The organism is Microbacterium terregens (assembly GCF_039534975.1).
In the GTDB taxonomy this organism is placed as follows: Bacteria; Actinomycetota; Actinomycetes; order Actinomycetales; family Microbacteriaceae; genus Microbacterium; species Microbacterium terregens.
Map to the genome: position 1 here is coordinate 2920440 of NZ_BAAAWH010000001.1, position 26076 is coordinate 2946515.

Annotated in this window: 26 protein-coding genes; 15 read left to right on the forward strand and 11 right to left on the reverse strand. The window is 65.7% G+C overall.

Going from position 1 to position 26076, the window contains the following annotated elements:
* Positions 1-141 precede the first annotated feature (141 nt).
* From ABD655_RS13595 to ABD655_RS13640, 10 genes are all read left to right on the forward strand, one after another.
* On the forward strand, positions 142-771 hold the full coding sequence (locus ABD655_RS13595; RefSeq protein WP_344714726.1) for a TetR/AcrR family transcriptional regulator: 630 nt from the start codon (positions 142-144) through the stop codon (positions 769-771).
* 55 nt (positions 772-826) lie between these two features.
* Positions 827-1744 carry an NmrA family NAD(P)-binding protein gene (locus ABD655_RS13600; protein WP_344714728.1) on the forward strand — a complete coding sequence of 306 codons (918 nt, stop codon included), beginning with the start codon at positions 827-829 and terminating at the stop codon, positions 1742-1744.
* Positions 1745-1793: 49 nt separating this feature from the next.
* On the forward strand, positions 1794-3356 hold the full coding sequence (locus ABD655_RS13605; protein WP_344714730.1) for a CoA-acylating methylmalonate-semialdehyde dehydrogenase: 1563 nt from the start codon (positions 1794-1796) through the stop codon (positions 3354-3356).
* Between the two features lie 75 nt (positions 3357-3431).
* The gene (locus ABD655_RS13610) at positions 3432-4385 is read left to right on the forward strand and encodes a fumarylacetoacetate hydrolase family protein (RefSeq protein ID WP_344714732.1); all 954 of its coding nucleotides are present in this window, start codon (positions 3432-3434) and stop codon (positions 4383-4385) included.
* 181 nt (positions 4386-4566) lie between these two features.
* A complete protein-coding gene (locus tag ABD655_RS13615; protein ID WP_344714734.1) occupies positions 4567-5523 on the forward strand; it encodes an MBL fold metallo-hydrolase in 957 nt (318 codons plus the stop codon).
* A 29-nt stretch (positions 5524-5552) separates the two neighbouring features.
* On the forward strand, positions 5553-6269 hold the full coding sequence (locus ABD655_RS13620; protein WP_344715862.1) for a CoA transferase subunit A: 717 nt from the start codon (positions 5553-5555) through the stop codon (positions 6267-6269).
* A gap of 1 nt (position 6270) precedes the next feature.
* A complete protein-coding gene (locus tag ABD655_RS13625; RefSeq protein ID WP_344714736.1) occupies positions 6271-6921 on the forward strand; it encodes a CoA transferase subunit B in 651 nt (216 codons plus the stop codon).
* Complete coding sequence (locus tag ABD655_RS13630; RefSeq protein WP_344714739.1) at positions 6918-7562, forward strand: flavin reductase family protein; 645 nt, start codon at positions 6918-6920, stop codon at positions 7560-7562. The genes ABD655_RS13625 and ABD655_RS13630 overlap by 4 nt, the downstream gene beginning before the upstream one ends.
* Positions 7559-8719 (forward strand): iron-containing alcohol dehydrogenase, encoded by a 1161-nt coding sequence (locus ABD655_RS13635; RefSeq protein WP_344714741.1) that lies wholly within the window; start codon positions 7559-7561, stop codon positions 8717-8719. Before ABD655_RS13630 ends, ABD655_RS13635 begins: the two co-directional genes overlap by 4 nt.
* Positions 8716-9795 carry an enoyl-CoA hydratase/isomerase family protein gene (locus ABD655_RS13640; protein WP_344714742.1) on the forward strand — a complete coding sequence of 360 codons (1080 nt, stop codon included), beginning with the start codon at positions 8716-8718 and terminating at the stop codon, positions 9793-9795. The genes ABD655_RS13635 and ABD655_RS13640 overlap by 4 nt, the downstream gene beginning before the upstream one ends.
* Here the strand turns inward: ABD655_RS13640 and ABD655_RS13645 are convergent.
* From ABD655_RS13645 to ABD655_RS13700, 11 genes are all read right to left on the reverse strand, one after another.
* Complete coding sequence (locus ABD655_RS13645) at positions 9766-10623, reverse strand: NADP-dependent oxidoreductase (RefSeq protein WP_344714744.1); 858 nt, start codon at positions 10621-10623, stop codon at positions 9766-9768. The two genes, ABD655_RS13640 and ABD655_RS13645, sit on opposite strands and share 30 nt — an antisense overlap.
* Before the next feature lie 9 nt (positions 10624-10632).
* Positions 10633-11823: an acetyl-CoA acetyltransferase gene (locus ABD655_RS13650; protein WP_344714745.1), complete on the reverse strand. Its 1191-nt coding sequence runs from the start codon at positions 11821-11823 to the stop codon at positions 10633-10635.
* Positions 11824-11869: 46 nt separating this feature from the next.
* Positions 11870-13213, reverse strand: a complete 1344-nt coding sequence (locus ABD655_RS13655; RefSeq protein ID WP_344714746.1) for an MFS transporter — start codon at positions 13211-13213, stop codon at positions 11870-11872.
* A 536-nt stretch (positions 13214-13749) separates the two neighbouring features.
* Positions 13750-14697, reverse strand: coding sequence for an alpha/beta hydrolase (locus tag ABD655_RS13660; protein WP_344714747.1), 948 nt, complete (start codon positions 14695-14697; stop codon positions 13750-13752).
* On the reverse strand, positions 14694-15917 hold the full coding sequence (locus ABD655_RS13665) for a serine hydrolase domain-containing protein (RefSeq protein WP_344714748.1): 1224 nt from the start codon (positions 15915-15917) through the stop codon (positions 14694-14696). The genes ABD655_RS13660 and ABD655_RS13665 overlap by 4 nt, the downstream gene beginning before the upstream one ends.
* Positions 15914-16951 carry an ABC transporter permease gene (locus ABD655_RS13670; RefSeq protein ID WP_344714749.1) on the reverse strand — a complete coding sequence of 346 codons (1038 nt, stop codon included), beginning with the start codon at positions 16949-16951 and terminating at the stop codon, positions 15914-15916. The genes ABD655_RS13665 and ABD655_RS13670 overlap by 4 nt, the downstream gene beginning before the upstream one ends.
* Positions 16948-18432 (reverse strand): sugar ABC transporter ATP-binding protein, encoded by a 1485-nt coding sequence (locus ABD655_RS13675; RefSeq protein ID WP_344714751.1) that lies wholly within the window; start codon positions 18430-18432, stop codon positions 16948-16950. Before ABD655_RS13675 ends, ABD655_RS13670 begins: the two co-directional genes overlap by 4 nt.
* Positions 18433-18458: 26 nt before the next feature.
* Complete coding sequence (locus tag ABD655_RS13680; RefSeq protein WP_344714752.1) at positions 18459-19577, reverse strand: sugar ABC transporter substrate-binding protein; 1119 nt, start codon at positions 19575-19577, stop codon at positions 18459-18461.
* Positions 19578-19863: 286 nt separating this feature from the next.
* Positions 19864-20061 (reverse strand): hypothetical protein, encoded by a 198-nt coding sequence (locus tag ABD655_RS13685; protein WP_344715864.1) that lies wholly within the window; start codon positions 20059-20061, stop codon positions 19864-19866.
* Positions 20062-20675: 614 nt separating this feature from the next.
* Positions 20676-21230: a flavin reductase family protein gene (locus tag ABD655_RS13695; protein ID WP_344714753.1), complete on the reverse strand. Its 555-nt coding sequence runs from the start codon at positions 21228-21230 to the stop codon at positions 20676-20678.
* Between the two features lie 4 nt (positions 21231-21234).
* Entirely contained in the window at positions 21235-22074 is an 840-nt protein-coding gene (locus tag ABD655_RS13700; protein WP_344714754.1) for an SDR family oxidoreductase, read from the reverse strand.
* Positions 22075-22233: 159 nt separating this feature from the next.
* On the opposite strand from ABD655_RS13700, the gene ABD655_RS13705 reads away from it, so the two are divergent.
* The 5 genes from ABD655_RS13705 (at position 22234) to ABD655_RS13720 (ending at position 26010) form a co-directional block, all read left to right on the forward strand.
* Complete coding sequence (locus ABD655_RS13705) at positions 22234-23148, forward strand: helix-turn-helix transcriptional regulator (RefSeq protein WP_344714756.1); 915 nt, start codon at positions 22234-22236, stop codon at positions 23146-23148.
* 192 nt (positions 23149-23340) lie between these two features.
* Positions 23341-23994, forward strand: coding sequence for an alpha/beta fold hydrolase (locus tag ABD655_RS13710; RefSeq protein ID WP_344714758.1), 654 nt, complete (start codon positions 23341-23343; stop codon positions 23992-23994).
* A 54-nt stretch (positions 23995-24048) separates the two neighbouring features.
* Positions 24049-25322, forward strand: a protein-coding gene (locus tag ABD655_RS13715) for an IS3 family transposase (protein ID WP_344711794.1) whose coding sequence is annotated in 2 segments (ribosomal slippage) — positions 24049-24319 and positions 24319-25322 — 1275 coding nt in all. Because the reading frame shifts where the segments join, the coding sequence is not laid out codon by codon here.
* 39 nt (positions 25323-25361) lie between these two features.
* Positions 25362-25583 carry an alpha/beta fold hydrolase gene (locus ABD655_RS16990; protein WP_425561678.1) on the forward strand — a complete coding sequence of 74 codons (222 nt, stop codon included), beginning with the start codon at positions 25362-25364 and terminating at the stop codon, positions 25581-25583.
* A 187-nt stretch (positions 25584-25770) separates the two neighbouring features.
* Complete coding sequence (locus ABD655_RS13720; protein ID WP_344714760.1) at positions 25771-26010, forward strand: hypothetical protein; 240 nt, start codon at positions 25771-25773, stop codon at positions 26008-26010.
* Positions 26011-26076: the final 66 nt, after the last annotated feature.

The following is a 26076-nucleotide window of genomic DNA, read 5'->3' on the forward strand; positions in this document are numbered from 1 at the left end:
ATTGCGTGCAGTTTCGATCCCCGCGAGCTAGCGCTGGCGTCGATAAACGGGCACGCACGCGACAAGGAAACCACTGGATTCACTGATTCTTTACTGCAGTGTAGAAGTAGGGTTGATATCGGCCACGTGGAAGGGAAGACCATGACCGAACTCCCGGCGGATGCGCCTGAGCATCGTCAGCGACGCTGGCACGAAGCCCACGACCGGCTCTACGATGCGGCCTGCGAGCTGTTCATGCAGTCCGGCTACATCGGCACATCGATGGAAGAAATTGCGGATCGCGCGCATATGGTGCGCAAAACCGCATTCAATCATTTCCCCCGCAAGCGCGACTTCATCAACGAATGGGGCCGGCGCCGACGCGAACAGGTGCTGTCAGCACTCTCACCGGAGCTAATGTCGGACGCCAGCATCGAAGTGGTCCTGCGGCACTACTTTGCCGAACTCTCGGCGGTCAACCTCGAGCAACGCGCGCTGACGATCTGCATGTCCGCAGGCTGGCGGGAGCAGGGTGGCCCCTTCGACACCGATCCGCACGAACTGCTGGACGTCTTCCGGGGATTCCTCACCGATGCCAAGGAACGCGGAGAGATCGCAGCATCCGTGGATGTCGCCCAGATGGGCACCGTCCTCTACAGCAGCTATTTCGGGATCCTCTACGAGTGGTGCAAAGGCTCCGAGTCAGAACCCCCGTTCGACTTGAAGGTCGCGTACGCCCGGATGCTCGACGTCATCTGGGCTGGACTGCACGCGCAATCCGGCTGGAGCTGAGAAGACTGGTGTGACGTCGTCGCTCCGATAAATTACATTATGGTGTAATTTAGAGATGGCATCGCGTTGGCGATTCCACGAAGCGGAGGTCACCATGCCGGAAGTAGCGACGACGCCGCACCACGTGCTCGTATGCGGAGTGGGCGGTATCACGGGCGACGCCGTTTCCACGGCCCTTGCGGACGAGGGCTTCGCCGTCAGGGCCCTCGTGCACCGCACAGAACGGACGGATGCCGCGCTTGCGACGGGAGCGAGCCACGTCGTCGTCGCCGACTACGACGACGCGCCCAGCTTGGCCCACGCGCTTGACGGAATGGACGCGGTCTTCTTCGTCGCACCGTCATACCTCGAGGCCGAGCCGCGCTGGGTGGAGGCAACGCTCGAAGCCGCCCGACTTGCCGGAGTGGGCCGGTTCGTTTATCAATCGGTGCTGCACGCCTACACGCCCACCATGCCGCACCACGAGCGGAAAGCCCGAGCCGAGGTCGCAGTACGCGCTTCGGGGCTCGACTGGACAGTCCTCCAGCCTGCAATGTACGCGCAGACGGTGCTGCGCATCCGGGCTCGGTCCGGTGACGGGCGGATCGACGCGCCCTACGACCCCGAGGCGCGCTTCGCTGTGGTGGATGTCTGTGATGTCGGAGCGGCCGTCGCGGCCGTGTTGGGCGATGCCCGGCACGTCTACGGTGGATACGAACTCGTCGGCACCGAAGCGCACACCCTCCGCGAGCTGGTCGCGATCATGAACCGCGGGTTCGGCGAAGAGCGCAACATCTTCGAGGTCGCTCCGCACTCGCTCCCCCTCCCCTCGACGTGGAGCGAGCGGCAGCGCGAGGAGTACGCCCTCATGTGCGAGGAGTACGGCCGGCATGGTCTTCTCGGATCACGCGCCGCACTGACGGCCCTCCTCGGCCGCTCGCCTGCCGACTTCGCGGAGGTCGTCGAACGCGCCGCGGGCGGCGCCCTCCGGTGACTCCGCAACTTCGCGACCGACACCACACTTTCGGAAAGGACCGAGACCTATGACCACCGCCGCCCCCACCATTCCTGCACACGCACCTGCCGCCACGACCGCTGTCGTTCCCGTGCTGTCGCACTGGATCGACGGCGCAGAACGCTTGTCGATCAGCGATCGCACCGCCGCTGTCTATAATCCGGCGACGGGCGCAGTCTCGGCGCAAGTAGCTCTTGCCGACCAGAAAGAGATCGCCGCGGCGATCGCCTCGGCGGAGGCCGGCTACCGGGTGTGGAGCCGCTACTCCATGGCCAAACGTCAGGGCGTGATGTTCGCGTTCCGCGAGTTGCTGAACGCGCGCAAGGGGGAGCTGGCTCAGATCATCACGGCCGAGCACGGCAAGGTGCTGTCCGATGCGATGGGTGAGATCCTCCGCGGCCAGGAGGTCGTCGAGCTCGCGACCGGGTTCCCACACCTCATCAAGGGCGCCTTCTCCGAGAACGTGTCCACCGGCATCGACGTGTACTCGCTGAAGCAGCCGCTCGGCGTGGTGGGCATCATCTCGCCGTTCAACTTCCCGGTCATGGTGCCGATGTGGTTCTTCCCCATCGCGATCGCCGCCGGGAACGCGGTGATCCTGAAGCCCTCCGAGAAGGACCCCTCCGCGGCGCTTTGGATCGCCCGTCTGCTCCAGGAGGCCGGGCTCCCAGACGGCGTGTTCACCGTACTGCAGGGCGACAAGCAGGCCGTGGACGGCCTGCTTGACTCCCCCGCGGTCAAATCGATCTCGTTCGTCGGATCGACCCCGATCGCGCAGTACATCTACGAGACCGCCACGAAGAACGGCAAACGCGTGCAGGCGCTCGGCGGCGCGAAGAACCACATGCTGGTCCTGCCCGACGCGGACCTGGACATCGTGGCCGACCAGGCCGTCAACGCCGGCTACGGCGCGGCCGGCGAACGGTGCATGGCGATATCGGTCGTCCTCGCCGTCGAGCCCGTGGCGGACGAGCTCATCGCCAAGATCACGGAGCGCATCGCCCGCCTTCAGGTTGGCGACGGTGCCGGCATCGACGGTGTCGAGCCCGATATGGGGCCGCTCATCACCCACGTGCACCGCGACAAGGTGTCCTCCTACGTCGACATCGCAGAGGCCGACGGGGCGAAGATCGTGGTCGACGGCCGCGGCTTCCAGGTAGACGGCCTCGAGGACGGCTTCTTCTTTGGGCCGACCCTCATCGACGAGATGCCCACGACCTCCCGCGCCTACACGGAGGAGATCTTCGGACCGGTCCTCTCGGTCGTGCGCGTCGGCTCGTACGACGAGGGTCTGGACCTGATCAACTCCGGGCAGTTCGGCAACGGCACCGCGATCTTCACCAACGACGGCCGCGCCGCACGCCGCTTCCAGAACGAGGTAGAGGTCGGCATGATCGGCATCAACGTGCCGATCCCCGTCCCTGTCGCGTACCACTCGTTCGGCGGCTGGAAGGCCTCCCTGTTCGGCGACGCGAAGGCATACGGCGTGCACGGGTTCGACTTCTTCACCCGCGAGAAGGCCATCACCAGCCGCTGGCTCGACCCCGCCACCCACGGTGGAATCAACCTCGGCTTCCCCCAGAACACTTGACAGCATCGATGCCTACGATAGTATTTACACTGTAGTGCAAATACTAGCTTCGATGAAGAAGAGAAGGTCCAGACAATGAGGTTGGTTCGCGTAGAGGAATGCTCGCCCGGTGTCGCCGACGGCAAGACCCGATTCGGGATGCTGAACGTGGGCGATGATCTGACCGTGCTCGGCGCCGAGATCGACTTCGCCGCCGCGCTCGCTCTTCTCATGGGCGGTGAGGGCACCGAGCACATCGGCGAGAAGGTCTCCTCCGATCGCTGGGCCGAGCGCTGGCGGCTTCTCGCGCCTGCGCCCTCCCCCGCCAGCCTGCGAGACTGCGTCGGCTTCTTTCAGCACATCCGAAACACGCGCGCGAGCCGCGGCGACCTGGCGCCGCTCCTGCCGGTTTGGCGCGAGCGCCCGGGGTTCTATTTCGCGAACCCTCAGTCGCTGCGCTCCGCCACCGACAACATCGCCATCCCCGCGGGAAGCGAGGCATTCGATTTCGAGCTCGAGATCGCGGCTGTGATCGGAACAGGCGGCCGCGACATGACTGCCTTGGAGGCGGGCCAGTCCATCGCGGGGTATGTGATGTTCTGCGACTGGAGCGCGCGCGACCTGCAGGCCGAGGAGCGTCAGATGCAGATCGGTCTGGGCAAGGGCAAGGATTCGGCGACCTCGCTCGGTCCCTGGATCCTCTCGGCGACCGCGGCCGACGCAATCCGCGTTCCCGATGGCCTCGACATTCCCGTCAGTGCGAGCGTGAATGGTGACTTGGTCACTGATCCACGGGCCCGCTACCGCGGAATGGACTGGACATTCGAGGAGATCATCGCCTACGCGTCGATGGGGGCAGATCTGGTGGCCGGGGACATCATCGCAGTCGGGACGGTACCCACCGGCTGCCTACTGGAGCAGGCCGCGAATCCGGACTTCCGCGGCTGGCTTACGCCCGGCGATGAGGTGCGATTGACCGCCGGTCCCCTGGGTGAGATCGCGAGCGCGATCACTGCCGGGGCCCCCGTTGCGAACTGGCGACGCGAATGAGCCACACACCGCACGCCGCGCGCATCGACGCCCGTGCACGCGTTGTCGTCAGCGAACCTGGCCAGCCAAACGTCCGGCGTGCCGATATCCAAATGCACGGCGGAACCATCTCGGACGAACAGAGCGAAACGAACACCACCCCCCAGATGGCGGACGCCGTCTCGACATCGGAAGGTCACCAATGAGTACTGCGAATACGGCCGAGACACAACGCGACGGCCTTGCGCCCAGCAGGTTCTTCGAGGTCGCGGAGGGCGTTTACGCGTTCATCCAAGACGATGGCACCTGGTGGATCAACAACGCTGGCCTCGTGCTCGGCGATGCGGCCGGGATCCTCATCGACACCTGCACAACCGCGCAACGCACGAAGGATCTCCTCAGTTCTGCTGTGGGGGTCAGTGCAGGTCTGCCCCTGCGATACGCGCTGAATACGCACCATCATGGCGACCACACTTTCGGCAACTCTCTCCTGCCCACTGATACGTCCCTGATCGGTCACACGCTCATGCGAGAGGGACTCGTCGCCGAACGCAGCCTTGAAGACTTTCCGCCGTTCTGGACGCCCAAACCAGAGTTGAGCGATCTGAGCAAACGGCTGCCCGATGTCACAATCCATTCCCAGGGGGCGGTACATCTGGGAAGTCGCGCAGTGGAACTGCATCATCCGGGCTACGTCGCGCACACCGCGGGTGACCTCGCGGCATGGGTTCCGGATGTCCGCGTACTCTTCGTCGGAGACCTCCTATTCCCGGGGCACACCCCGATGCTCCTGGCCGGGTCACCAGCCGGGGCGATCCGCGCGCTGGATTGGATCGCAGGGTTCGACGCCGAGGTGATCGTGCCCGGACACGGAGAGGTTGTCGAGCGCTCCGCGATCGATGGTGTGCTCGCAGATCACCGGCGCTACTACGACTTTGTGCTGACCGCAGCACACCGCGGTCTTCGCAACGACCTGACCCCGGTTGAGGTCGCGCGCAGCACTGACCTCGGTGAGTTCGGCTCCTTGCTCGATTCGGAACGATTCATACTCAATGTGCACAGCGCGTACGCCGAGGCCGACGGTCAACGCGCCGACCGGGCCACCGCCTTCACCGATCTCATCACTTGGACCGGTTCGCCGGTCCACACCCGGGTGTGAAGATGACCAGCGGGTTTCCGGACCGACAACTGAGCAAGATCCGAGGGTCTGTGCGCGAGCAGTTGGCCGAGGCTGTTCCCGAGGGGGCAACCCTTGCAATCGGCGGATTCGGGCTGAGTGGCAGTCCGTTCGGACTGCTTGAGATGATCCACGACCTGGGCGTGGGCGGACTGACCGTCGTGGCGAACAACGTCGGGACGGATGGCAAAGGTCTCGGCCTCCTGGTGGAGAGCGGGCAGATTGCCAGAATGGTCGCTTCGTACGTCGGCGAGAACAAGACCGTGGCCAAGCTGTACCTCGATGGCGACCTGGATATCGAGTTCGTTCCCCAGGGCACGCTGGCCGAGAGGCTTCGCGCCGGGGGGGCGGGCATCGCGGGGTTTTACACGCGGACCGGTGTCGGGACGGTCATCGCGGAAGGGAAGCCGCACGCGCAGTTCGACGGCGAGACCTACCTCCTCGAGCGCGGGATCGTCGCCGACGTGGCCCTCGTCAAGGCGCATCGCGGCGACGCAGCGGGCAATCTCGCCTACCGGAAGACGGCGCGCAACTTCAATCCTCTCGTTGCGACGGCCGGTCGAGTCACCTTCGCAGAGGTCGACCGGGCGGAGAGCGAATTCATTGATCCGGATGCCGTGGGAACGCCCGGGATATTCGTGGACCACGTGGTAGAGGCGCCCCTCCGAGCACCGGAGATCGAACAGCTGACCGTGCGCACGCGTCCCCGTGCGGGCAGGGGCGACTGATATGTGGACGCGTCACGAAATGGCCGAGCGGGCGGCGCAGGAGCTGTTCGACGGCGCGTATGTCAACTTGGGGATCGGCATTCCGACGCTTGTCGTCGACCACGTGCCAAAGAACATCACTGTCACGCTGCATAGTGAGAACGGGCTTCTGGGCATGGGCCCGTTCCCCTGGGAGGGCGAGGAGGACGCCGACCTGATCAACGCCGGCAAGCAGACCATAACCGCGGTCCCCGGCGCGAGCTACTTCGATTCGGCCGCCTCGTTCGGGATGATCCGGGGCGGGCATATCGACGTCGCCATCCTCGGGGCGATGCAGGTGTCGGCGAGCGGCGACCTGGCCAACTGGACAATCCCCGGCAAGCTCGTCAAAGGGATGGGAGGCGCCATGGACCTCGTCGCTGGCGCTCGTCGCCTTCTGGTGCTGACGGATCACGTCGCCAAGGACGGGTCACCGAAAATCGTTTCGACGTGCAGCCTCCCCCTCACGGGACTCGGTGTCGTCGACCGCATCATCACTGATCGCGCGGACTTCACCGTCCGGCCGGAAGGCCTCATGCTCACAGCTGTGGCACCGGGCGTCAACATCCATGAGGTCCGCCGACTGACGGCGGCCCCGTTCCACATCTCCACGGAAGCGCAGGGTCTCTTGTGACCGAATACGACAGCATCGCGACCGCAGGGTTGAGCGAGCGCGACGCATACCGATTGCTTACTGGCATCGTCGTGCCACGCCCGATTGCATGGATCACCACAAGAAACGTCGACGGCAGTGTCAACCTCGCGCCGTTCAGCGCGTTCGTCATCCTGGCCAACGACCCTCCGCTGATCGGAGTGTCCATCGGCCGCAAAGGCGCCAGCCTGAAAGATACTGCTCGAAACATCAAACGGTCGGGGCAGTTCGTCGTGAACTCACCCCATTTGTCGCAATCCGATCTGGTGCATCAAAGCTCGCAAGAGCTCCCCGAAGCCATCAGCGAAGTTGAGGAACTCGGACTCGGCACGCTCCCGAGCCACAGTGTCGACGTACCTAGGCTGGACGGTGCGTCGATCTCTATGGAGTGCGAATTTGTGCAGGCGATCGAGTTCGGCAGGACAAAGACGGAACTCATCGTCGGTGAGGTGCGTCATATCCACGTCAAGGCGGGCCTTCTCGTAGACGGGAAGATCGACACGGCCACACTTGAGCCCCTTGGGAGGGTTGCCGGCCCCCGATATGCCGGAATCAGCGACGTGATCAGCCATCGTATGCTGCAACACACGCTCTACAGCGAACGCGAAGGATCGAGCGCATGACCGCGATCATCGCCTTACCGCGCGTGATGCGTATCGGGGGCGGCTCGAGCTCCGAGGTGGCCGAGGTCATCGGAGATCTCGGAGCCTCGCGGCCCTTGCTGGTGACCGACCGATTCCTCATGGGCACCGGCGCTGCATCGGCATTGCTCGACGAACTCTCGCGAGCCGGTCTAGAGCCGGCCGTCTGGGCAGACACTGTGCCGGATCCGACGACCGATTCGCTCGTCTCGGGTCTGTCGGCCGTCGCGGATCACAATGCCGACCTGCTGATCGGCTTCGGCGGAGGAAGCCCGCTGGATACGGCTAAGGCGCTCGCGCTCCTCTCCGTGCAGGGTGGTGAGATGAAGCATTACAAGGCGCCGCGACAAAACGCTGGACCGGCCCTGCCGGTCGTTGGCATTCCCACGACCGCCGGCAGCGGCTCCGAATCGACCCAGTACACGATCATCACGGATTCGGCGACCGACGAGAAGATGCTGTGCACCGGCGCGGCATTCCTGCCTGCCGCGACGATTGTCGACTTCGAACTCACCATGTCGATGCCGGCACGGCTGACGGCTGACACGGGAATCGACGCGCTCACACATGCGGTGGAAGCGTACGTCAGCCGGAAAGCAAACATCTTCACCGATGGACTCTGCATGACGGCGATCGCGATGATCGGTCGCCATCTGCGCACGGCCTATGCCGATGGCACAGACCGCGTAGCGAGGGAGGGAATGATGATTGCCGCGACGCAGGCGGGGATCGCGTTCTCGAACTCCAGCGTCGCGCTGGTGCACGGGATGAGCCGCCCGATCGGAGCGCACTTTCACATCGCCCACGGGATGTCGAACGCGATGCTGTTTCCCGCGGTGACACGCTTCTCGGTGCCCGCCGCGCCATCGAGGTACGCGGACTGCGCCCGCGCTTGGGGATGTGCGTCTGACACCGATGACGACCTACTTGCCGCTGAGCGGTTCGTCGACGAACTGGTGTCTCTCTCCCGTGACCTGGCCGTTCCGACGCCGGAGGCGTTTGGCATCGCCAACGATGCATGGGAGAGCAAAATCCCCGTCATGGTCGAACAGGCGCTCGCCTCCGGTTCGCCATCGAACAATCCACGCATCCCGTCGGCGGACGACGTCGCAGCCGTGTATCGAGAGATTTACCGGTGATCGGTCCGCACGCCGAAAACGTTGATGGAATCCGCGCCATGATCGACGGCTCGGTCGGCCGCATTTTCCTCGACCGCCCGCGGGCGCTGAACGCGCTCGATCTGGGCATGGTGAGGCGCATGACCGGCCTTCTCGACGGCTGGCGGGGTGGGTCCCTTCGCGCGATAACCGTTGAAAGCAGCACACCAGCGATGTTCTGCGCGGGCGGTGACATCCGACGGATCCGTCAGAACACCGTGGAGGACCGACTCGAGGACAGCGACGACTTCTTCGCTTCGGAATACCGATTGAACGCGATGATGTCAGGTTATCCGGTGCCGGTCGTCGCACTCGTGGACGGGGTCTGCATGGGCGGCGGACTCGGTATATCCGTGCACGGTCCCGTCCGCGTAGTGACTGAGCGTGCACTGCTGGCCATGCCCGAAACCGCGATTGGATTCTTCCCCGACGTCGGCGCGTCGTACTTTCTGCCACGCCTTCCCGGCGGCATCGGCACCTACCTCGCGCTTACGGGTGCGCGTCTCGGCCCGGCCGAGGCCATCGCTTCAGGACTTGCAACCCACCATGTCACCTCCGACCGGCTGGACGCGCTCGTGGCAGCTCTCACGCGCGATCAGGGACCCATCGACGGCGTCCTTCGCGATTTCGCGACGGTCCCGACTGCAGGAGCCGACATCGCCACGCAACGCGCCGTCATCGACCGCGTGTTCACCCTCCCGAGCATCGACGCGATCATGCGCCAACTCGACGAGGAGAGCGGCGAATGGGCCAGCGCAACACGTGCGGCCCTCGGGAGCGCGTCGCCGCAGAGTCTAGAGCTCACCTTCGACCTGCTGGTGTGGGGCAGGCAGCGCTCGCTGAAGGAGTGTCTCGTGGCCGAGCGTGCAGCTGCTCGACACGTCGTCCGCAGCCATGACTTCCTCGAAGGCGTGCGCGCGGTCCTGGTCGACAAAGACCGCTCTCCAATCTGGGGGCCCTCGCAGTATGCGGGAACGGATACGACGGGGACGATCGCCTGGCGTCGCACGGACGGATCGGCAGAAGGATCAGAACGTGAGGACCACTCGACCGCGTGAGGCGCTCTGCTGGAGGTCTCGATATGCGTCAGCCGCCTGACGTGCCGGGAATGTGCGGCGCACATGGGAACGAAGGATTCCGAGTTCAGCTAGCCCGGTCACCGCGCGAAGCCCGCTGGGGTCGTGGCGCACGCCGATGCGCTCTGATCGGATGCCGCGCACTGCCGTAAACGGACGCGTCACTGATATCGCCGTGCCGCCGTCTCGCACGCCGTCGAGAACGGTTTGGTTAACCGGAGCACAGTTGACGACTGCGTCAGCGCGGATCGCGCGGAACGCCGCGTGATCAGTGGCGCGTCCAACCGTGACGACCTCGATGCCGCGATGCTCGGCCAGCTGTGTGACGAATGCGCCCACGGCTCCGGTCGCACCTGTCACCAGAAGCGCACTGCCACTCGGTAGGTCGGCGGCGTCGAGTGCCTGCAAAGCAGTGAGTCCGTTGAGTCCGAAAGTGGTCAGCTCGGCCGGTTCGTGGGCTCCCGACGACAAAGCGATCGCATCGGCGGGCAGCGCGACGCGGGAGGCTTGGGTTCCCTGCCCGGAGCGGAACCACTGGGAGAACCCCAGAACCCGCTGTCCTTCCAGAGCAGGGTCCACATCGTCTCCGACCGCGGTGACGATGCCGGCGAGGTCCCAGCCGGGGGTCCAAGGTCGGCCGGCCGGCATCCTGTCGATGGCTCCGCCCGAAACGACCAGCAGGTCGACGGGGTTGATCGTGGCGGCCTCGACGGCGACCAGCACCCCGTCTCGGGCAGGGACTGGGTCGGGGACCTGTACCACGCGGATCGCCTCGATACCGGTGGGCGCGTGGATCTGCACGGCCATCATGCGCGCACCTCAGACCGCTTCGAGCACGCTGACGTAGTTCGCGACCGCCAGCCCGCCCATGTTGTGCACGGCCGCCCGGCGCGCACCGTCGAGCTGCATCGCGCCCGCCGTGCCGCTCAGTTGCATAGCGGCCATCACGTGCTGCGAGACGCCCGTAGCCCCGACGGGGTGACCCTTCGACTTCAGCCCGCCCGAGAGATTGACAGGCAGCTTCCCGTCGCGATATACCCAGCCCTCTTCGATCGCGCGCGATCCATCACCACGATCGGCAAGCCCGATGACCTCGTACATGATCAACTCCGCGATGGTGAAGCAGTCGTGGACCTCGACGAGGTCGAGGTCCACGAGCTGCGCGTCCGCCATCGCCATCGCCTGCTGCCACGCGCGCGTACTCCCCTGAAAAGCCACAGGATCACGCTTGGATGCCGGCAGGAAGTCGTTTGCCTGACTGAATCCGGTGAGGCGAACCGGCGTGACCGCCGCCGCGGAAGACCTCGCGACCGATAGGACGACAGCGGCGGCTCCGTCGGAAACGGGTGAACAGTCGGTGCGTCGAAGCGGTGAGGCCACCATCGGATTCTTGTCCGACACAGTCCGGCAGAAATCTACACTCAGTTCTTTGCGCAGCTGGGCGTATGGGTTGGCGGTGCCGTTGTGATGATTCTTTGACGCGATCGACCCGAGCACGTCGGACGCGGAGAGTTCGTAGCGCCGCTCGTACTGCAGCGCCGTCTCGGCGAACAACCCCGTGAATCCCGTCGCAGACTCCTTCCCTGCCATCTCGTAGTCGCCGCCGAGCAACGCGGCCCCCACCGCCGCGGCCGGAGCGTGCGTCATTTTCTCGGCCCCGATCACGAGCACGGTTCGTGCCGTGCCCGCAAGCAGCGACTTGACGCCCTGCTGCAGCGCCGCGGAACCCGAGGCGCATGCGTTCTCGACACGAGTGGCGGGTATGCCCGCCAGGTCGTCCGAGGTCTGGAGAGCCAACGACGAGGCGAAGGCGAGCGGGACGAGGCCCGAATTGAACTGCCCCAGGTAGATCTCGTCGATGTCCGCCGGCTGCAGTCCGCTGGAGGCGATCGCGTCGCGAGAAACCTGCACGATGAGCGATTCGAGCGTCTCCTCCTCCAGCTTTCCGAATCGGGAGTGACCCCATCCCGTAAGCAGGACGTCGGTGCCGAAACGGTCTCTGAGCGCCATGTTTTTCATCCTTCCCATCTGCCGTTCCGCGTGGGCTGATTCGGTCTCACGGTGCGGCGACGACGCCGGCGAGCCGCTTGCGACGGAAGTGCGTGATGGCGACGGTCAGTGATGTCAGCGAGATGACGACGTTGATGACGACGACCGGAAGAATCGAACCAGTTGCCGCAACGAACGCAGCTGCAGCCAACGGCAGGAATCCCGCGATGCAGTAGGCGAGCGCATACGCGGTCGACACGCCGGTGAGGGCGACGTCGGTTGGGAACATCTCCGTCAGTACGGACCCGGCCGTGGACTGACAGGCCGCGGCCGCACCGTACCCCACGACGAGTCCCAGGATCGCCGCGCCCACCCCGCCGATGGACAGGATCGGGAAGAACGCGATCGACACCGGCACCAGGAGTGCCATGACGATGATGACAGTCCGCGCCCGGCGCCGACCGTCAAGGAATCGCCCGGTCAAGACCATGAGCGCCAGTCCAACGACCGCGCCGATCGCGGTGGCGAGCAGCATGGTGTCCTGCGAGTAGCCCAGGGTGCCGACAGCCCACCCGACGGCGTACGGGCTCACCGTGGAGCCGAACGCGGCGATCGCGAGAATATACAGCACGCCCCGCAGAAGTGCGCCGGGATGACGCCGGATGAGCCGGGCGAGCGGCACGCGGGCCGGCTCCTGTTCCACTGCCTTGATGAAAAGCGGGCTCTCCGTCAGACGCCGCCGGGCGATGACTCCGAAGACGACGAGCACTGCGCTGAGGCCGAACGCGATCCGCCAGCCGAATTCGACGAAAGTAGTGGGTCCGAGAACCGACACGAGGAGCATTACCGAGACAGCGAGGAAGATGCCCCCCGTGGTGCCCAGCGCCGGAGCGATGCCGTACAGCCCGCGTTTGTTGGCGGGCGCGTGCTCGACTGCCATGACCGCGGCTCCGCCCCACTCTGCTCCCGCCGCGAGACCCTGCACCATTCTCAGCAGCGCCAGCAGGATCGGCGCGAGAATACCGATCGCCGCGTACGTCGGAATGAAGGCGATGGCGACCGTGACGAGACCCATGATCAGGAAGGTTCCGATCAGCACGCGCTTGCGTCCGAGACGATCTCCGATGTGGCCACCAATGACGGCGCCCAGCGGGCGCATGACGAAGCCGACGGCGAACGTGGCCAAGGCGCCCAACTGCCCGGCCACGGGATCCGCGCCAGGAAAGAACTGCGGGCCGAATACAAGGACGGCCGCAAACCCATAGAGCGTGAAATCGTAAAATTCGATCGTCGTGCCGACCACACTCGCCTGCATCACCCGCCGTGCTTCACGCGCCGATTCGGAAGTCGAAGGACTCGGCGCCGGAGCGAGGGTTGCGGTCGGGCTCAGGGGGTGAGGGGAATCTGTCATGGCTTTCCTTTCGATCATCTTTGATACAGAAAGATTCGGTGAGATCGGGCGCGTCGCGAACCGGTATCCGACTCGATGCGTTTTATACACTAGAGAGTAATTTCTACTGCAGTGTACATCTTGGCTACCACCCAAGCTGCTGTCAAGCGAATGCTGCAGCAATCTGCGATCGCGTGGCACAGGCTGGTATCCGACTAGCACGCAGCATCTTGCAGGGGACGCCGGGCGCGTCGATCGAGGCCCTCGTCGGAGTGTCCCTTCGCGCCGGAAGAGCGCCCGACCCGTATCGAGTCGTTCCGCGAGCACGTCTATACCCACCACGACGTCACGCAGTACTACCTTCCTAGGCGGTCGTGATGACCTCGTCGTCCACGTGGCGGTCGTCGGTGCGGCGCTTGTGCCGGATTGCGGTGGAGTGCACATCAGCGAGCGCAAACGTGTCCCCCGGCCTGAACGAAGGCCGGGCACGAACCTGCCCCAGCGAAGAGGCGCCGGGCTCCCGGGCTACAGGGCTACAGGGCTACAGGGCTACAGGGCTACAGGGAACGCAGGAACGCCAGTCGCCCGGCTAGCGCCCGCTCGGCGAGGGCACCATCGGGTGCCCAGTGGTCGTAACCGTGGGTGCCACCGGGGAGGACGTGGAGTTCGGTGCTTACTCCCGCCCGCCATAGCGCTCCCGCGAACTCGACGCTCTGGTCACGGAAGATGTCCAGCTCTCCGACCTCAATATACGTCCGCGGGAACCCGGCGTGGTCCGCGGCACGTGCAGGGGCCGCGACGGCGGATACCTCGCTTGTCCCTCGGGTGTCTCCGAGCAGCGCGTCCCATCCGACATTGGCGGCCGACACCACCCACTCGGCGAAAGGCGCGAGCGCCGCGTCGGCGGCTGTGACTCGGTCATCAAGCATGGGATAGATGAGCAGTTGTCCGGCGAGCGCGAGACCGCGGTCGCGGGCCAGGAGTGCGGCCCCCGCCGCCAGTCCGCCGCCGGCACTGTCGCCCATGACCGCCAATCGCCGCGGATCGACGCCGAGGCGATCCGCGTTGTCGACGATCCACCGGACGCCCGCGTAGACATCTTCGGTGGGGACCGTCCCCTGGGCTTCGGGCGCGAGGCGATACTCGATCGAGAGGAACGACACCCCTGAGCGCGCGACGTAGTCCACGAGATAGGGCGCGAACAACTCAACGCGCCCGGCGATGCGGCCTCCCCCGTGCGCATGAATGACCGCGGCGCCGTCCGCCTCCGCGCTGGTGAACCAGTGCAGGGCGATCTCGGTGCCGTCCGCAGCCTGAGTGGAGAATACTTCCGTGCGCACCTCCGGGTGCGCAGGAATGAAGGTCGAGACCTCGCCGTAGAAGCCCTCGATCTGCGCGCGGAGCGTTCGCCAGTTCGTCTCTTCCGCGGTTGCGTCGCCGCTGCTGCTGCCGTCTCCCATGGCCGCCAAGACCTCACTGTTGAGCCGAAAGGTAGATTCGCTCATCGTTCGTCCTCTTCTCCATCAGCGACGAGATCCCGATACACAGCGCGTTCGAACTGTGCATATCGATCCATGAAGCGGGGCTCCACGAAGGGCAATGCCTGCGTCATGAAGACCGCAGCCACATTGTTAGCGGGATCGACCCAGTAGTGGGTGTTGAGGATTCCTCCCCATGACAACGTCCCGGCGGAACGCATGCCCGGAACGTCCGCCTCAACGCGCAGAAATCCCGCGGTCCATGTCTTGCGTACTTCTGGAAACGGGTGGATGTCGCACGACCAGCTGTGGTCGTCGGACGTGATCGGGCTCACGCTCAGTCCGGCCGGCATCTGATCGGTCCTGAGTAGCTCCACCGCTGCGTCACTGAGTATCCGACGGCCATCCAACTCGCCGCCGCCCAGCACCATTCGGAGGAACCGGAGGTAGTCCAGGGCAGTGCCGTAGAGACAGGTGCCGAGACCGTAGATCGCCGGATGCTCCGGCGGAGCGACATCGACGACGCGGAAGCCGCCGGAAGGCGTACGCTGCCGCACGGCGGGGATACGGCCAGGTCGGTCACTGGGCTCGAACACGGTGTCGGTCATCCCAAGCGGATCGAAAATCTCCTCCGCGCAGAAACGGTCGATCCTGCGTCCGTCCAGTCGCTCCACGAGCTGGCCGACCCAGTCCACGCCTACTCCGTATGCAAATGCGCTTCCCGGTTCGAAGACAAACGGGTAGCTCAGGAGCGTCTGCAGAGACAGTATCCCGGTCACGGGGTCGCCGGTGGCCCCACGATAGGCGGTCATCCGTGCGTCGAGACCTTCGTAGGCCAGTCCGGAAGTGTGCGTGAGCAGGTGACGCACGGTGCACTCGGTGCGGGGTGCCCGCAGCACCGGGCCGCTCAACCCGATCGAGTCCAGGAGGTGCACGCCCGCGAAGTCCGGCAGGAGCTGTGCGACCGGCGTGTCCAGCGACACGAGCCCTCGATCCACCAGGATGAGCAGCGCCGTCGCACCTATCGCCTTGGTCTGCGAGTAAATGCGGAAGACCGCGTCGAGTCGGACGTCCTCCCCGGTCCCGTCCTGACCGGCCGTCCCAGACCATCGCAGTCCGCCAGTGTCGGCGACTGCCGCGACCACGAAGGGAGCGTCTTGGGACGCGACGGTCGCCGCGAGCACGTCGTCGAGGCGCTCGATGTGCGCGCCGAGCGGTGGTGCGGCCGTCGCGGACGAAGCGTTCACGACACCACCGCCGAGCGAAGCGCGGAATCGGGGTTGGCCGTGCCACGGCCCTTCGCGCGCGGCACCGCGGGCGGCTTGACACGCGTTCCGCGACGTCGCTGGGCTGCGATGGCGACACCGACGGCAAGGATGAGCGCAACACCGTTGAAGAGATCTGCGACCCACATCTGCCCACCGGCCAGCTGCAGACCTTTCACGCCGGTTGCGAGGACGACGAGCGCCACGACCGTTCCCCACACGTTGAATCGCCCGGGTTTGATCTGTGTTGAGCCGAGGTACACCGCGGCGAAGAGGGGAAGCAGGTACGCCGGGCCGGAGTTCGGCGCCGCGGAGCCGATGGTGGACACCAACATCACGCCCGCGAGACTGCCGAGAAAACTCGACATCAGCAGCCCGGCGAACACGGCCTGCCCAGTGTTGGTTCCCGCCAGACGCGCGGCGTCGGCGCCGGCCCCCGTCGCGATCATCCGCCGGCCAAGCGCAGTGTGCTCCAGCAGGTACCACGTCAGCAGCGCGACGACGAGAAGGACGACGAAGGGCGTGGGGATGCCGAACAGTGACTCCGAAGTGAGCGCCGTGAACGACGCGGGGAGTGGCGTGATGAACTGACCCTCGGTGATGAACCGGTCAAGGGCCAGGAGCACGGAGCTCATCCCGAGCGTGGCAACGACGCTCGGGATGTGCAACTTCACGACAAGCAGCGCATTGATCAAGCCCACCGCCACACCCAGTGCGAGCACGACCACGATCGCAAGAGCAGTCGGCGTCTGCAGCCGCACGACGAGGGCGGCCGCCATGGTCGAGCTCAACCCCAGGACGTTCGCGATCGAGAGGTCGAAGGCGCCGACCGCGAGCGCGCACACCAGTCCGAGCGCGGCAACCCCAGTGATAGCCAGGTTCGCCGCGATGTTCTGGGCAGTAATGATGGTGGGGAACGTCCTGGGCAGCCAGATCGAGTAGACGATGACGAAGATGGCGAGGACGTAGAGCCCGCTGTATCGGGATAGACCCAGGCGGGTACTGAGGTTGCTCATGATCCGGTGTCCTTCAGGTCGGTGCGGTCCATGCTGAGTTCAAGGATGGCTTCGGAGGTGAGGTGGCCGCCGCTCAGCGTGGCGGCGGTCTCGCCGTCACGCATCACGATCACGCGGTCGCAGATCGCGACGAGCTCGTCGTTGTCGGTGGATACGACGAGGATGCCGGCGCCACCGCTGGCGGCGTCCCGGATCGCACGATAGATTTCGACCTTCGCCCCGATGTCCACGCCCTGGGTGGGCTCGTCCATGAGGAATACCTTCGATTCGCAGCGCAGCCAGCGCGTGATGAGCGCGCGCTGCTGATTGCCCCCGCTGAGATTCGCGAGGGCGCGCTCGGGATCGCGCGGCACGACCGACAGGCGGTCGAGCCACTCCCGCACGTCGCGGCGTTCGGCGCGGATGCTCAGCCAGCCGCCGCGACGAGCGGGGATGGCCGGGAGCGTCACGTTCTCGCGGACGGTGAGAGCGGGAATGGACCCCACCGCTTTCCGGTCGGCGGGCAACAACGCCATTCCGTGCGCGATGGATTCGGCGGGACGCCCGGCTCGCACGTCTCGACCCTCCACACGCACCGTGCCCGAGAGGCGTTCCCGCGTCCCGAAGATCAGGTCCGCGACCGATTCGCGCCCCGACCCGGTGAGCCCGGCGATCCCGACCACTTCGCGCTCTCGGAGCTGGAGGGTGAGTGACGTAACGGCGTCGCCGCTGATCTCCTCGGCCATCAGCATGGCACCGTCGCCCGGCTCCGCGGGCACGGAATGGACGTTCTCTAGGGTGCGGCCGATGATCATTGTCACCAGGTCGTCGTGGTCCATGCCGGCGACCGGTCGCGAGCCGATCACCCGGCCGTCGCGCAGCACCGTCACCGTGTCGGCGAGCTGGAACACCTCGCCGAGTCGGTGGGTGACGTACACCACCGAGCCACCGCGATCGCGCACGTCTCGCACGAGGCGGGAGAGATGTTCGAACTCGTGCGGGGGCAGCGTGGCGCTCGGCTCATCGAGAACAAGAATTCCTGCGCGCTCAAGACCGTCCCGCACTGCTCGTACGATTGCCACCATGGTGCGATCGGCCTGCCCGAGCGAGCCCAGCAGAGCCGACGCATCGATCTCGACACCCCACTGATCCAGCAGGCCCTGTGCGGCGGCCGTCTCACGGCGGTCGTCAACCCACCCCCACCCGCGGTACCGACCGCCCAACGCGAGATTGTCGGTCACGCTGAGCTCGGGAATGAGCCCGAGGTCCTGATGAATGAACCGGATGCCGGCGGCGTGCGCGGCCGCAGCACTTCCGAGGTGGAACTCGACGCCGTCTCGCGCGGCGACAGCCCCGGGGTCGGGCTGATGGTACCCCGCAAGGATTTTGATCAGCGTGGACTTGCCCGAGCCGTTCTGGCCGAGCAGTGCGTGAACCTCCCCTGGCGCCACAGTCAGTGACGCCGCATCCAGTGCCACTTGGCCCGGGAAGGTCTTCGACACTCCCATCATGCTGAGACGCGGAGTGGTCACCGGAGCCCCCACGCCTCCTCGAAGACCTCCTTGTAGCCGGGAACGCTGTATGAGATGGAGATGTCCTCCGGCAGCTTTTCGGGTGTGAAGAGGCGCGTGAGACCGAGGGGGTATGGGTCGTCCAATGAAGCGCCCGCGAAGGTACGAGCCAGAGCGTCGACCGCTCGCCATCCCGATTCATACAGTTCACCCGTAAAGCCCGCGGCGATCCCGCCCTTCTTGACGTCCTCAAGGTTCGCGGGTGTCGCCGCACGGACGGTTAGGGAGACCTGCTTGTCCAGCCCAGAGGCTTTCACGGCCGCGGGGACGCCGGTGGCGAGGTCCCCCAGACCGAAGGAGACATACCGCACGTCCGGGTGGGCCTGCAGGTAGCTGACGACCTGCTGCGCGAGCGCCGGGCCTATCTGCGCTGCGCTCACCTCCAATACGTCTGTCGTGCAGGCAGGGCAGTTCTTCTGTATAGCCTCTTCATAGCCGGGCCACGCCGATGCGAGCGCGGGGATTGACGGGTCGTAGACGTAGACGGAGTGCACCGGCTCTTCGGCGTCCTGCACGACCCAGTCGCCCTGCGCCTGTCCCTGCACCTTGATTTCGTCGCTCGATGCCACGACCGCCAGCAGGAGGCCTCCGATCGGGTCGGGCGAGGTCGACGAGACGACCGGCACCCCAGCCTGTTCCATCTCCGCCGCGACCGCCGAGTACGGCAGGACCGGTCCGGCGTTGACGACGCCGTCGCTCGGATCTTGTGCGATCTGCTTCCACGCCTGCTGGTAGCCGGCGGGCGTCGCGTCGTTCGCGATTACACGGACACTCCAGTCCAGCGCGTCTGCACCCGCCTGCACGCCCTTGCCGACCTCGGTGCACACCGGCACCGGGCAGGTGATGTAGTCGATGGTGAGGCCGGTGGGAATCGCTTCCTCGACCGCGAGCACGTTGATCTCGTCGGCTCCGCCGACCACCGCCTCCAGATCGGCCGTTGCTTGAGCGATATCTATGCCGCCCGCGGGCTCACCCGCACTCTCGGCTGTGGCGCCCGCGCAGCCCGACGCAACGATGGCCACCGTGACAAAGACTGCGGCAAGCGCTCCTGGTCGCCGGATCTGGGTGTTGTTCATGACTTCCTCCTCGTTGAGAAATGTTTTTATACTCCAATGTAAATATGGAGTTTGGTGCCGCTATTGTCAAGTGCCGGCTAACCGAGGATCAGACTGGGCAGCGAACCACGATCGCGCGGTTCCTGGCACGGAGTGCACAATCCTCGCGTGCCGCCGAACCGTGCTCGAGAGCAGCTGCGGCTCGACCTCGGCGGGTGTCAATGGCCATTCGGAACCGCCCATAGGCGGCCAGCAGAATTGCCCGCTGGGCGCCACGAGAACTGTCCCGACCGGAAGCAGCCCGATGTCATCGACCATGATCAGATCGGCGCGGAGGCTGCGGGCGACGACTCTGGTCACGGAGTCGTCGGAGCGGTGCGCGCATCAGCGCGCCGAGGTCCTCGAGCCGGAACCGCGCGACCCGCATCCCAGCCTCGACGACTTGCTGGCCGAGGGCTTCGAGGAAGAACGCCTTCCCCGTGCCGGACGGTCCGCAGACCACCACGTTCTCCTTCCACCCCAATCCGTTCCAGCGTGCGCCGCGCCTGCTGGGTGGGGGCCGGGATCGAGGAGACGGTCCCAGGCGTCGAAGGTCTTCCCGGTGGGAAACCCCGCGGCTTTGCGTCGGGTGGCGAGCATGGATCGGGATCCCCCGGTGATCTCCTCGACGAAGAGCGCATTGATGATCTCGGTCGGTTCCGAACGCTGCGCTCTGGCGGTCGCGATCAGCTCCGCGGCGAGGGCGCGGGCGCGGGCGCCTTCAGCTGCCGCATCATCGCCTCCCGCTCCGCCGGCAACGCGGGGGTGGTCTGGGCGACGGGGCCACGCAGACTCTCCCAATGTCAGCGGCGGCGGAGGGTGGCTGGCCGATCGCCGCCTATCCGCTGGTGCCCCGCGTCAATGACCGCGATTCTCCCGCCGCGCGCGTAGTCGCCCGCGCGGTCGCGGCGTTCAGGATGAGGCGAGGTCTCCGGTCGCGAACCGGCCATGGATCGCCGCGGTCCCCAGCGCCTGGTCGACCTCCGCGTTCCCGGCGATCTTGGCCGGACTGACCGCTTCGGCCATCTTCACGTGGCGCTGTGGAGCGCCGTCCGGGTCGGTTGTTATCGGCTGCTGTGATCAGGAGAGGTACTGCCATCGCGTCATCCGGTCTCGCATGTCGTGAAGGGCGCCGTTCTCGCTGAACGTGCCGTCCCCGCGGTGGTGGAACTCTGGCGCTTCGTGCTCGGGGTAACGCCAGGCTGCCTCTGCGCGCAGAACCCACAGGCCGTACGCATCGACGAGGGAGTCGTCTTCGACGACGCACTCGATGTTCGCTACACACTCTGCGATGAGGGGCGCCCCGATGACCGACGCCGGACGGGGAGTGAGCCCGAATCGCTCCCATTTGTTCACGTCAGCGCTGGAGCTATTGCCCACGTCGACGGCCGTCCCGATCAGATCGCTACCGGGAACTGCGACGACGCATTCGCGCTTGCGGCGCAACGACTCGTAGGTCGAGTCCCAGCGGCCGACGATGACGGCGAGGAGCCCGTCATGGCGTACCGACATATTAAAGCCGTTGGTCATGACCGTGGGCCACTCCTCACCGGCAGTGGTGATCAACACCGTTGGACCGGGCTCGATGAGTCGGTGGACAAGCGCGACCGGGTACGGTTCGAAGGGGCTCGACATGACATCACTCGCTATCGTCGTGTGCGGTGCCGGCCGACGCGTCGCGCAGCGGCGCAACCTCGCGGTCGATGCGCTCCGTCATGACGATGCGTCGATCCAGGGCGTCCTGACCGACAGGCAGGTGCAGGGGCAGCTTCGCACCCGAGGCAACAACGTAGATGAAGGCCGCGCCCTTGACCGGGTCGCCGAGTTGAGTGTGGTTGGCCCGCCCCACCCAGTCGAGGGTGATGTGCGCGGGTGTGCCGTCGTATGCGGCGACGCGACGCTCGGGCAGCTGGACGGAGGAGGGGTCGAGGAAGTCAGTGCGGAACACGCCGGGTTCGACGACCATGCTCTGAATTCCGAAGGGCTCGAGCTCGGCCGCGAGGGCCTCGCTGATCCCGGCGACGGCGAACTTGGAGGCAGAGTACATGCTCACACCGGGCTCGCCTTCGAATCCGGACCGGGAACCGATGTGGATGAGCTTGCCGTGCCCGGCGGCGCGCATTACCGGCAGCACCGCGCGAGTGGTGTTGATCAGTCCGAACACGTTCACGTCGAAAAGCGAACGTGCCTCAGCGTCGGTGATCTCCTCGAGCGCGCCGAGCAGACCACGGCCCGCGTTGTTTACGAGCACATCGATCGCGCCGAAGCGCTCAACGACCTCCCCCACAGCAAAGACGACCTGCGCCTCGTCTGTCACATCGAGCCGAACCGGTAGAACGTTCTCGTGACTGCGCACGTCGTCCGGCAAGGTCTCCGGGCGACGAGCGGCGAGGGCGACCTGCTCGCCCGCTGCCAGGGCGGCGCGAGCGATCTCGAGTCCGAGCCCGCGGGCGGCACCGGTGATCATCCAAACAGACATGTGATGAGTTTCCCTTCGGAAGCTTTTCGGGTTGTCGCGAAGTGCGACCCATTCATCGTCCGCAAGAGCGAGAGGTGGGAGAAGGCCCACAGTTTCCTGGGACAGATTGGGCGCCCCTCGTCGCTCGCGGACGCAGTAGACAGCTGAGAGACTTGGCGCATGACGGACGAACTTGAGCCCCGTCTCGCCGACTTCCTGCGCGCGGCACGGGCACGGCTCACTCCCGAGCAGGCAGGCATCGCCGACTTCGGGCGACGTCGCGTGGAGGGCCTCCGCCGTGAAGAGCTCGCCAGGCTGGCCGGTGTGAGTGTCGACTACTACACGCGCCTTGAGCAGGGGCGGAGCCGGAGTGCCTCTCCCGAGGTCCTCGATGCCATCGCCGACGCGCTACGACTTGACGACGTCGAACGCGGACACCTGCACACAATCGCCAGACCGGCTCCGGGTGCTCGACGACGTCCTGCGAAACCACAGCAACTCGCCTCCGCGACGAAGGCCCTGCTCGACACCTTCGAAGTGGCCCTGCGGCCAGCATTCGTGCTCGGGCGAAGGCTGGATGTCCTCGGCCAGAACCGGCTCGCTGCATTACTCGTCGCGGACTTCGAGAACATGCCCCCTGCCGAACGGAACCAGGCAAGATTCGTGTTCCTCGACTCCCACGCGCGCGAGCTCTACGTCGAATGGGATCAGGTCGCCGCAGACACGGCAGCTATGCTCCGAATGGACGCTGGGCGACACCCTTACGACCGCGCGCTGGGACAACTCGTCGGAGACTTGTCGATCCAGAGTCCGGAGTTCCGACGCCTGTGGGCCCGCAATCGCGTGCACCAGCGCAGCATCGGCAATAAGCGATACCACCACCCGCTCGTCGGCGACCTCACGGTCACGTACCAGGCGCTCACGCCCGGCGACGACTTCGACCAGACGATCATGGTCTACGACACCGAACCGGGAAGCAGCTCCGTCCACGCCCTCCAGCTACTCGCAGCGAAGATCCCCGAGCACGCGCCACGCAACGCGGAGAGGCAAAATCCCGTGGCAGCCGGGGACCTCGCCCAGCGATCGACCCGCTGACACCCGAACCCCAACGACCAACCATCACGAGCGCCGCTCCACCGCAACTGGCCCGCCCTGTGGCCCGCCATGCGCACCGATGACCGGGAACTAGGCGTGGCAGCAGTCGCTGGCTCGGCACCCGCATTCGGACGGGTCCCCCGCTCGACGACGCTGCGCCATCCGCCGACACACTCATTTGAAAGGACGCTCATGAACTTCCTCTCTCCAGACAACCTGGCCGTCGAAAACGTGATCATCAACGGTCACCGGATCACCTACGGCGTGCACGGAGCGGCCGACCCGGTTGTGCTTGTGCACGGCACGCCGTCGTCGTCCTACATCTGGCGCAACGTGGTGCCCAATCTCGTACAAGCGGGCTACCGGACACATGTCTTCGACCTGCTGGGATATGGGCTCTCCGAGCGCCCTTGGGATCCGGAGATCGACACGTCGATCACCGCCAACGTCGCCGTTCTCGAGGGTCTGCTCGATGTCTGGGGCCTGACGACCTTCCACCTGGTCGCGCACGACATCGGGGGCGGAGTCGCGCAGCGTTTCGGTGTGCACAATAGCGATCGCCTGCGCAGCCTCACGATGATCGACGTCGTCAGTTTCGACAGCTACCCCTCGAAGCGCACGCAGCAGCAGATGGCCGAGGGGCTGGCGTCCCTCGCGAAGAAGCCTGATGATGAGCATCGCGCGCACTTCACCGAATGGCTGCTGTCGACTCACAGCAACCCCCGCAACTTCGATCCCAGGGCGCTGGAGCAGTACATCGACTTCATTAGCGGTCCGATCGGCCAGCCGAGCCTGTTCCACCACCAGATCGCTCACTACGACTCCAAACACACCATGGAGATCTGAACCGTCCCCGGTTTGATGCCGTTTCCTTTCGAGTCTGGAAGGAAGATGTTGATCATGCCGAAGAGGATTCCGGAGGAGACGAAGCAGCGAGCGATCCGGCTTGTGCTCGATCACCTCGATGAGTACCCGAACCTGACGACTGCGTGCGAGGCGGTTTCGGCGAGGCTCGGGTTCGGGGCTGAGTCGCTGCGCCGCTGGGTGCGGCAGGCGCAGATCGACGGGGGCGAGCGCCAGGGGGTGTCCTCGAGTGAGTCGGAGCGGATGCGTCGGCTCGAGCGGGAGAACCGTGAGTTGCGTGAGGCGAACGCGATTCTGCGGGACGCGGCGGTTTTCTTCGCCGGGGAACTCGACCCCCGACGCCGTTGATCCTCGCGTTCATCGAGGATCAACGCGCCAAAGGCCGCTCGGTCGGGTCGATCTGCAAGGTTCTGCGGGAGCAGGGCGTGCCGGTCGCCGAGCGGACCTATCGGGCATGGAAACGCGCCCAGCCCAGCAACCGGGACCTCGCGGACGCGGTCATCATCGACGCGATCCGAGCCGCCCGGGTGAACGCGAAGGGCGAGCTGACGCCGGAGTCGATGTATGGGCGACGGAAGATGACCGCGCTGCTGCGCCGGCAAGACCTCGCCGTGTCGAAGCGGCAAGTTGACCGACTGATGCGACAGCTGCAGATCAACGGCCTCGTGCGGGGCAAGGGCGTGCGGACCACCATCCCGGACCGTAACGCCGCGAGGGCGCCTGACCTACTGGACCGCGATTTCACCGCCGCCGCGCCGAACCGGCAGTGGGTCGCTGACTTCACGTATGTGCGGACGTGGGCCGGGTTCGTCTATGTGTCGTTCGTGATCGACTGCTACTCGAGGGCGGTCGTCGGCTGGCATGCCGCGACCGTGAAGACGACACCGCTGGTGACCACCGCGCTGCGGATGGGACTGTGGCGCCGTGACCGTGCCGGGCACGGAGTGAAGGACGGGCTGATCCATCACAGCGACGCCGGCTCACAGTTCACGAGCGTGTCGTTCGCCGAGACGCTCGCCCTCGAGGGCATCGCCGCGTCGATCGGATCGATCGGTGACGCATACGACAACGCCCTGGCCGAATCGACCATCGGGCTGTTCAAGAACGAGGCGATCCGCGACGGCTCCCCGTTCCGATCCGGGCCGCTGCGCACGATCGACGACGTCGAATGGGTCACCACCGACTGGGTCGACTGGTACAACGCGAGACGCCTGCACTCGACCATCGGAGACGTCCCGCCCGAAGAGCTCGAGGCCGCGTACTACGCTGACCTCGAAACGCCATCCCATCCGGTGATGGAACCCGCATAGGAGCGGCACAGAACCGGGGACGGTTCAATCAGCGGCCGCCTGGAGGAGTTGGCACGCTTACCCGTCCAATTGATCTGGGGCGCGGACGACACGTGGCAGGTTCCCGACTGGGGGCGCAAGCTGAACAAGGCCATACCTGGAAGCGAGCTGCACATCATTGACAACTGCGGGCACTTCGCGCCGGAGGAAAGGCCGCACCAAGTGGCAACCCTGACTATCGACTTCCTCCGCCGCTGCTCTGCCGCCCCTCCACGACACTGACCACGCCACTGGGCGGTGCCGAGTGACCTCGAGACGCCATCCCACCCGGTGGTGGAACCCGCATAGAAGCTGCAAAAACCGGGGACGGTTCAGTTCCAGCCTTAGAGATGTCTTCTACCAGCAACATGCGGCAACATTCGAGACCGTTGCCGCGATGACCGACGTAGGCGGCCTCGAGCTTGCTTAGATGCCCTCCGATGCCGCATCGATCCGGATCATCGAGTCGATGCGCGGAGACGCGACGGAGGCCACAGTGCTCATGGAGAGTGTGTCCGAACTCGATCCCGCGCTCTGTGCTCCCGTGGAACGCCAGTCGGGGCCACGGCCGCCCCCAGAAGGCGCGCCTAACGTCTACACCCTCGACGCCACGGTGTTCGCGGTCGCAGCCGCGATGCTCATCCACCGGTTCCCGCGCAAGCCCAGCTGACGGCTGCTCTCAGGGAGCGGTGGCGTTTCTCTCTCGCTACGGACGACCGCACCCACCGGCTTGCGT

What these genes read in the sequence shown, in the direction of transcription:
- ABD655_RS13595 (WP_344714726.1), top strand. Translation starts at nt 142, where the DNA reads ATGACCGAACTCCCGGCGGATGCGCCTGAGCATCGTCAGCGACGCTGG.
- ABD655_RS13600 (WP_344714728.1), top strand. Translation starts at nt 827, where the DNA reads ATGGCATCGCGTTGGCGATTCCACGAAGCGGAGGTCACCATGCCGGAA.
- ABD655_RS13605 (WP_344714730.1), top strand. Translation starts at nt 1,794, where the DNA reads ATGACCACCGCCGCCCCCACCATTCCTGCACACGCACCTGCCGCCACG.
- ABD655_RS13610 (WP_344714732.1), top strand. Translation starts at nt 3,432, where the DNA reads ATGAGGTTGGTTCGCGTAGAGGAATGCTCGCCCGGTGTCGCCGACGGC.
- ABD655_RS13615 (WP_344714734.1), top strand. Translation starts at nt 4,567, where the DNA reads ATGAGTACTGCGAATACGGCCGAGACACAACGCGACGGCCTTGCGCCC.
- ABD655_RS13625 (WP_344714736.1), top strand. Translation starts at nt 6,271, where the DNA reads ATGTGGACGCGTCACGAAATGGCCGAGCGGGCGGCGCAGGAGCTGTTC.
- ABD655_RS13635 (WP_344714741.1), top strand. Translation starts at nt 7,559, where the DNA reads ATGACCGCGATCATCGCCTTACCGCGCGTGATGCGTATCGGGGGCGGC.
- ABD655_RS13645 (WP_344714744.1), bottom strand. Translation starts at nt 10,623, where the DNA reads ATGATGGCCGTGCAGATCCACGCGCCCACCGGTATCGAGGCGATCCGC.
- ABD655_RS13650 (WP_344714745.1), bottom strand. Translation starts at nt 11,823, where the DNA reads ATGGCGCTCAGAGACCGTTTCGGCACCGACGTCCTGCTTACGGGATGG.
- ABD655_RS13655 (WP_344714746.1), bottom strand. Translation starts at nt 13,213, where the DNA reads ATGACAGATTCCCCTCACCCCCTGAGCCCGACCGCAACCCTCGCTCCG.
- ABD655_RS13660 (WP_344714747.1), bottom strand. Translation starts at nt 14,697, where the DNA reads ATGAGCGAATCTACCTTTCGGCTCAACAGTGAGGTCTTGGCGGCCATG.
- ABD655_RS13670 (WP_344714749.1), bottom strand. Translation starts at nt 16,951, where the DNA reads ATGAGCAACCTCAGTACCCGCCTGGGTCTATCCCGATACAGCGGGCTC.
- ABD655_RS13680 (WP_344714752.1), bottom strand. Translation starts at nt 19,577, where the DNA reads ATGAACAACACCCAGATCCGGCGACCAGGAGCGCTTGCCGCAGTCTTT.
- ABD655_RS13695 (WP_344714753.1), bottom strand. Translation starts at nt 21,230, where the DNA reads ATGTCGAGCCCCTTCGAACCGTACCCGGTCGCGCTTGTCCACCGACTC.
- ABD655_RS13700 (WP_344714754.1), bottom strand. Translation starts at nt 22,074, where the DNA reads ATGTCTGTTTGGATGATCACCGGTGCCGCCCGCGGGCTCGGACTCGAG.
- ABD655_RS13705 (WP_344714756.1), top strand. Translation starts at nt 22,234, where the DNA reads ATGACGGACGAACTTGAGCCCCGTCTCGCCGACTTCCTGCGCGCGGCA.
- ABD655_RS13710 (WP_344714758.1), top strand. Translation starts at nt 23,341, where the DNA reads ATGAACTTCCTCTCTCCAGACAACCTGGCCGTCGAAAACGTGATCATC.
- ABD655_RS13720 (WP_344714760.1), top strand. Translation starts at nt 25,771, where the DNA reads ATGCCCTCCGATGCCGCATCGATCCGGATCATCGAGTCGATGCGCGGA.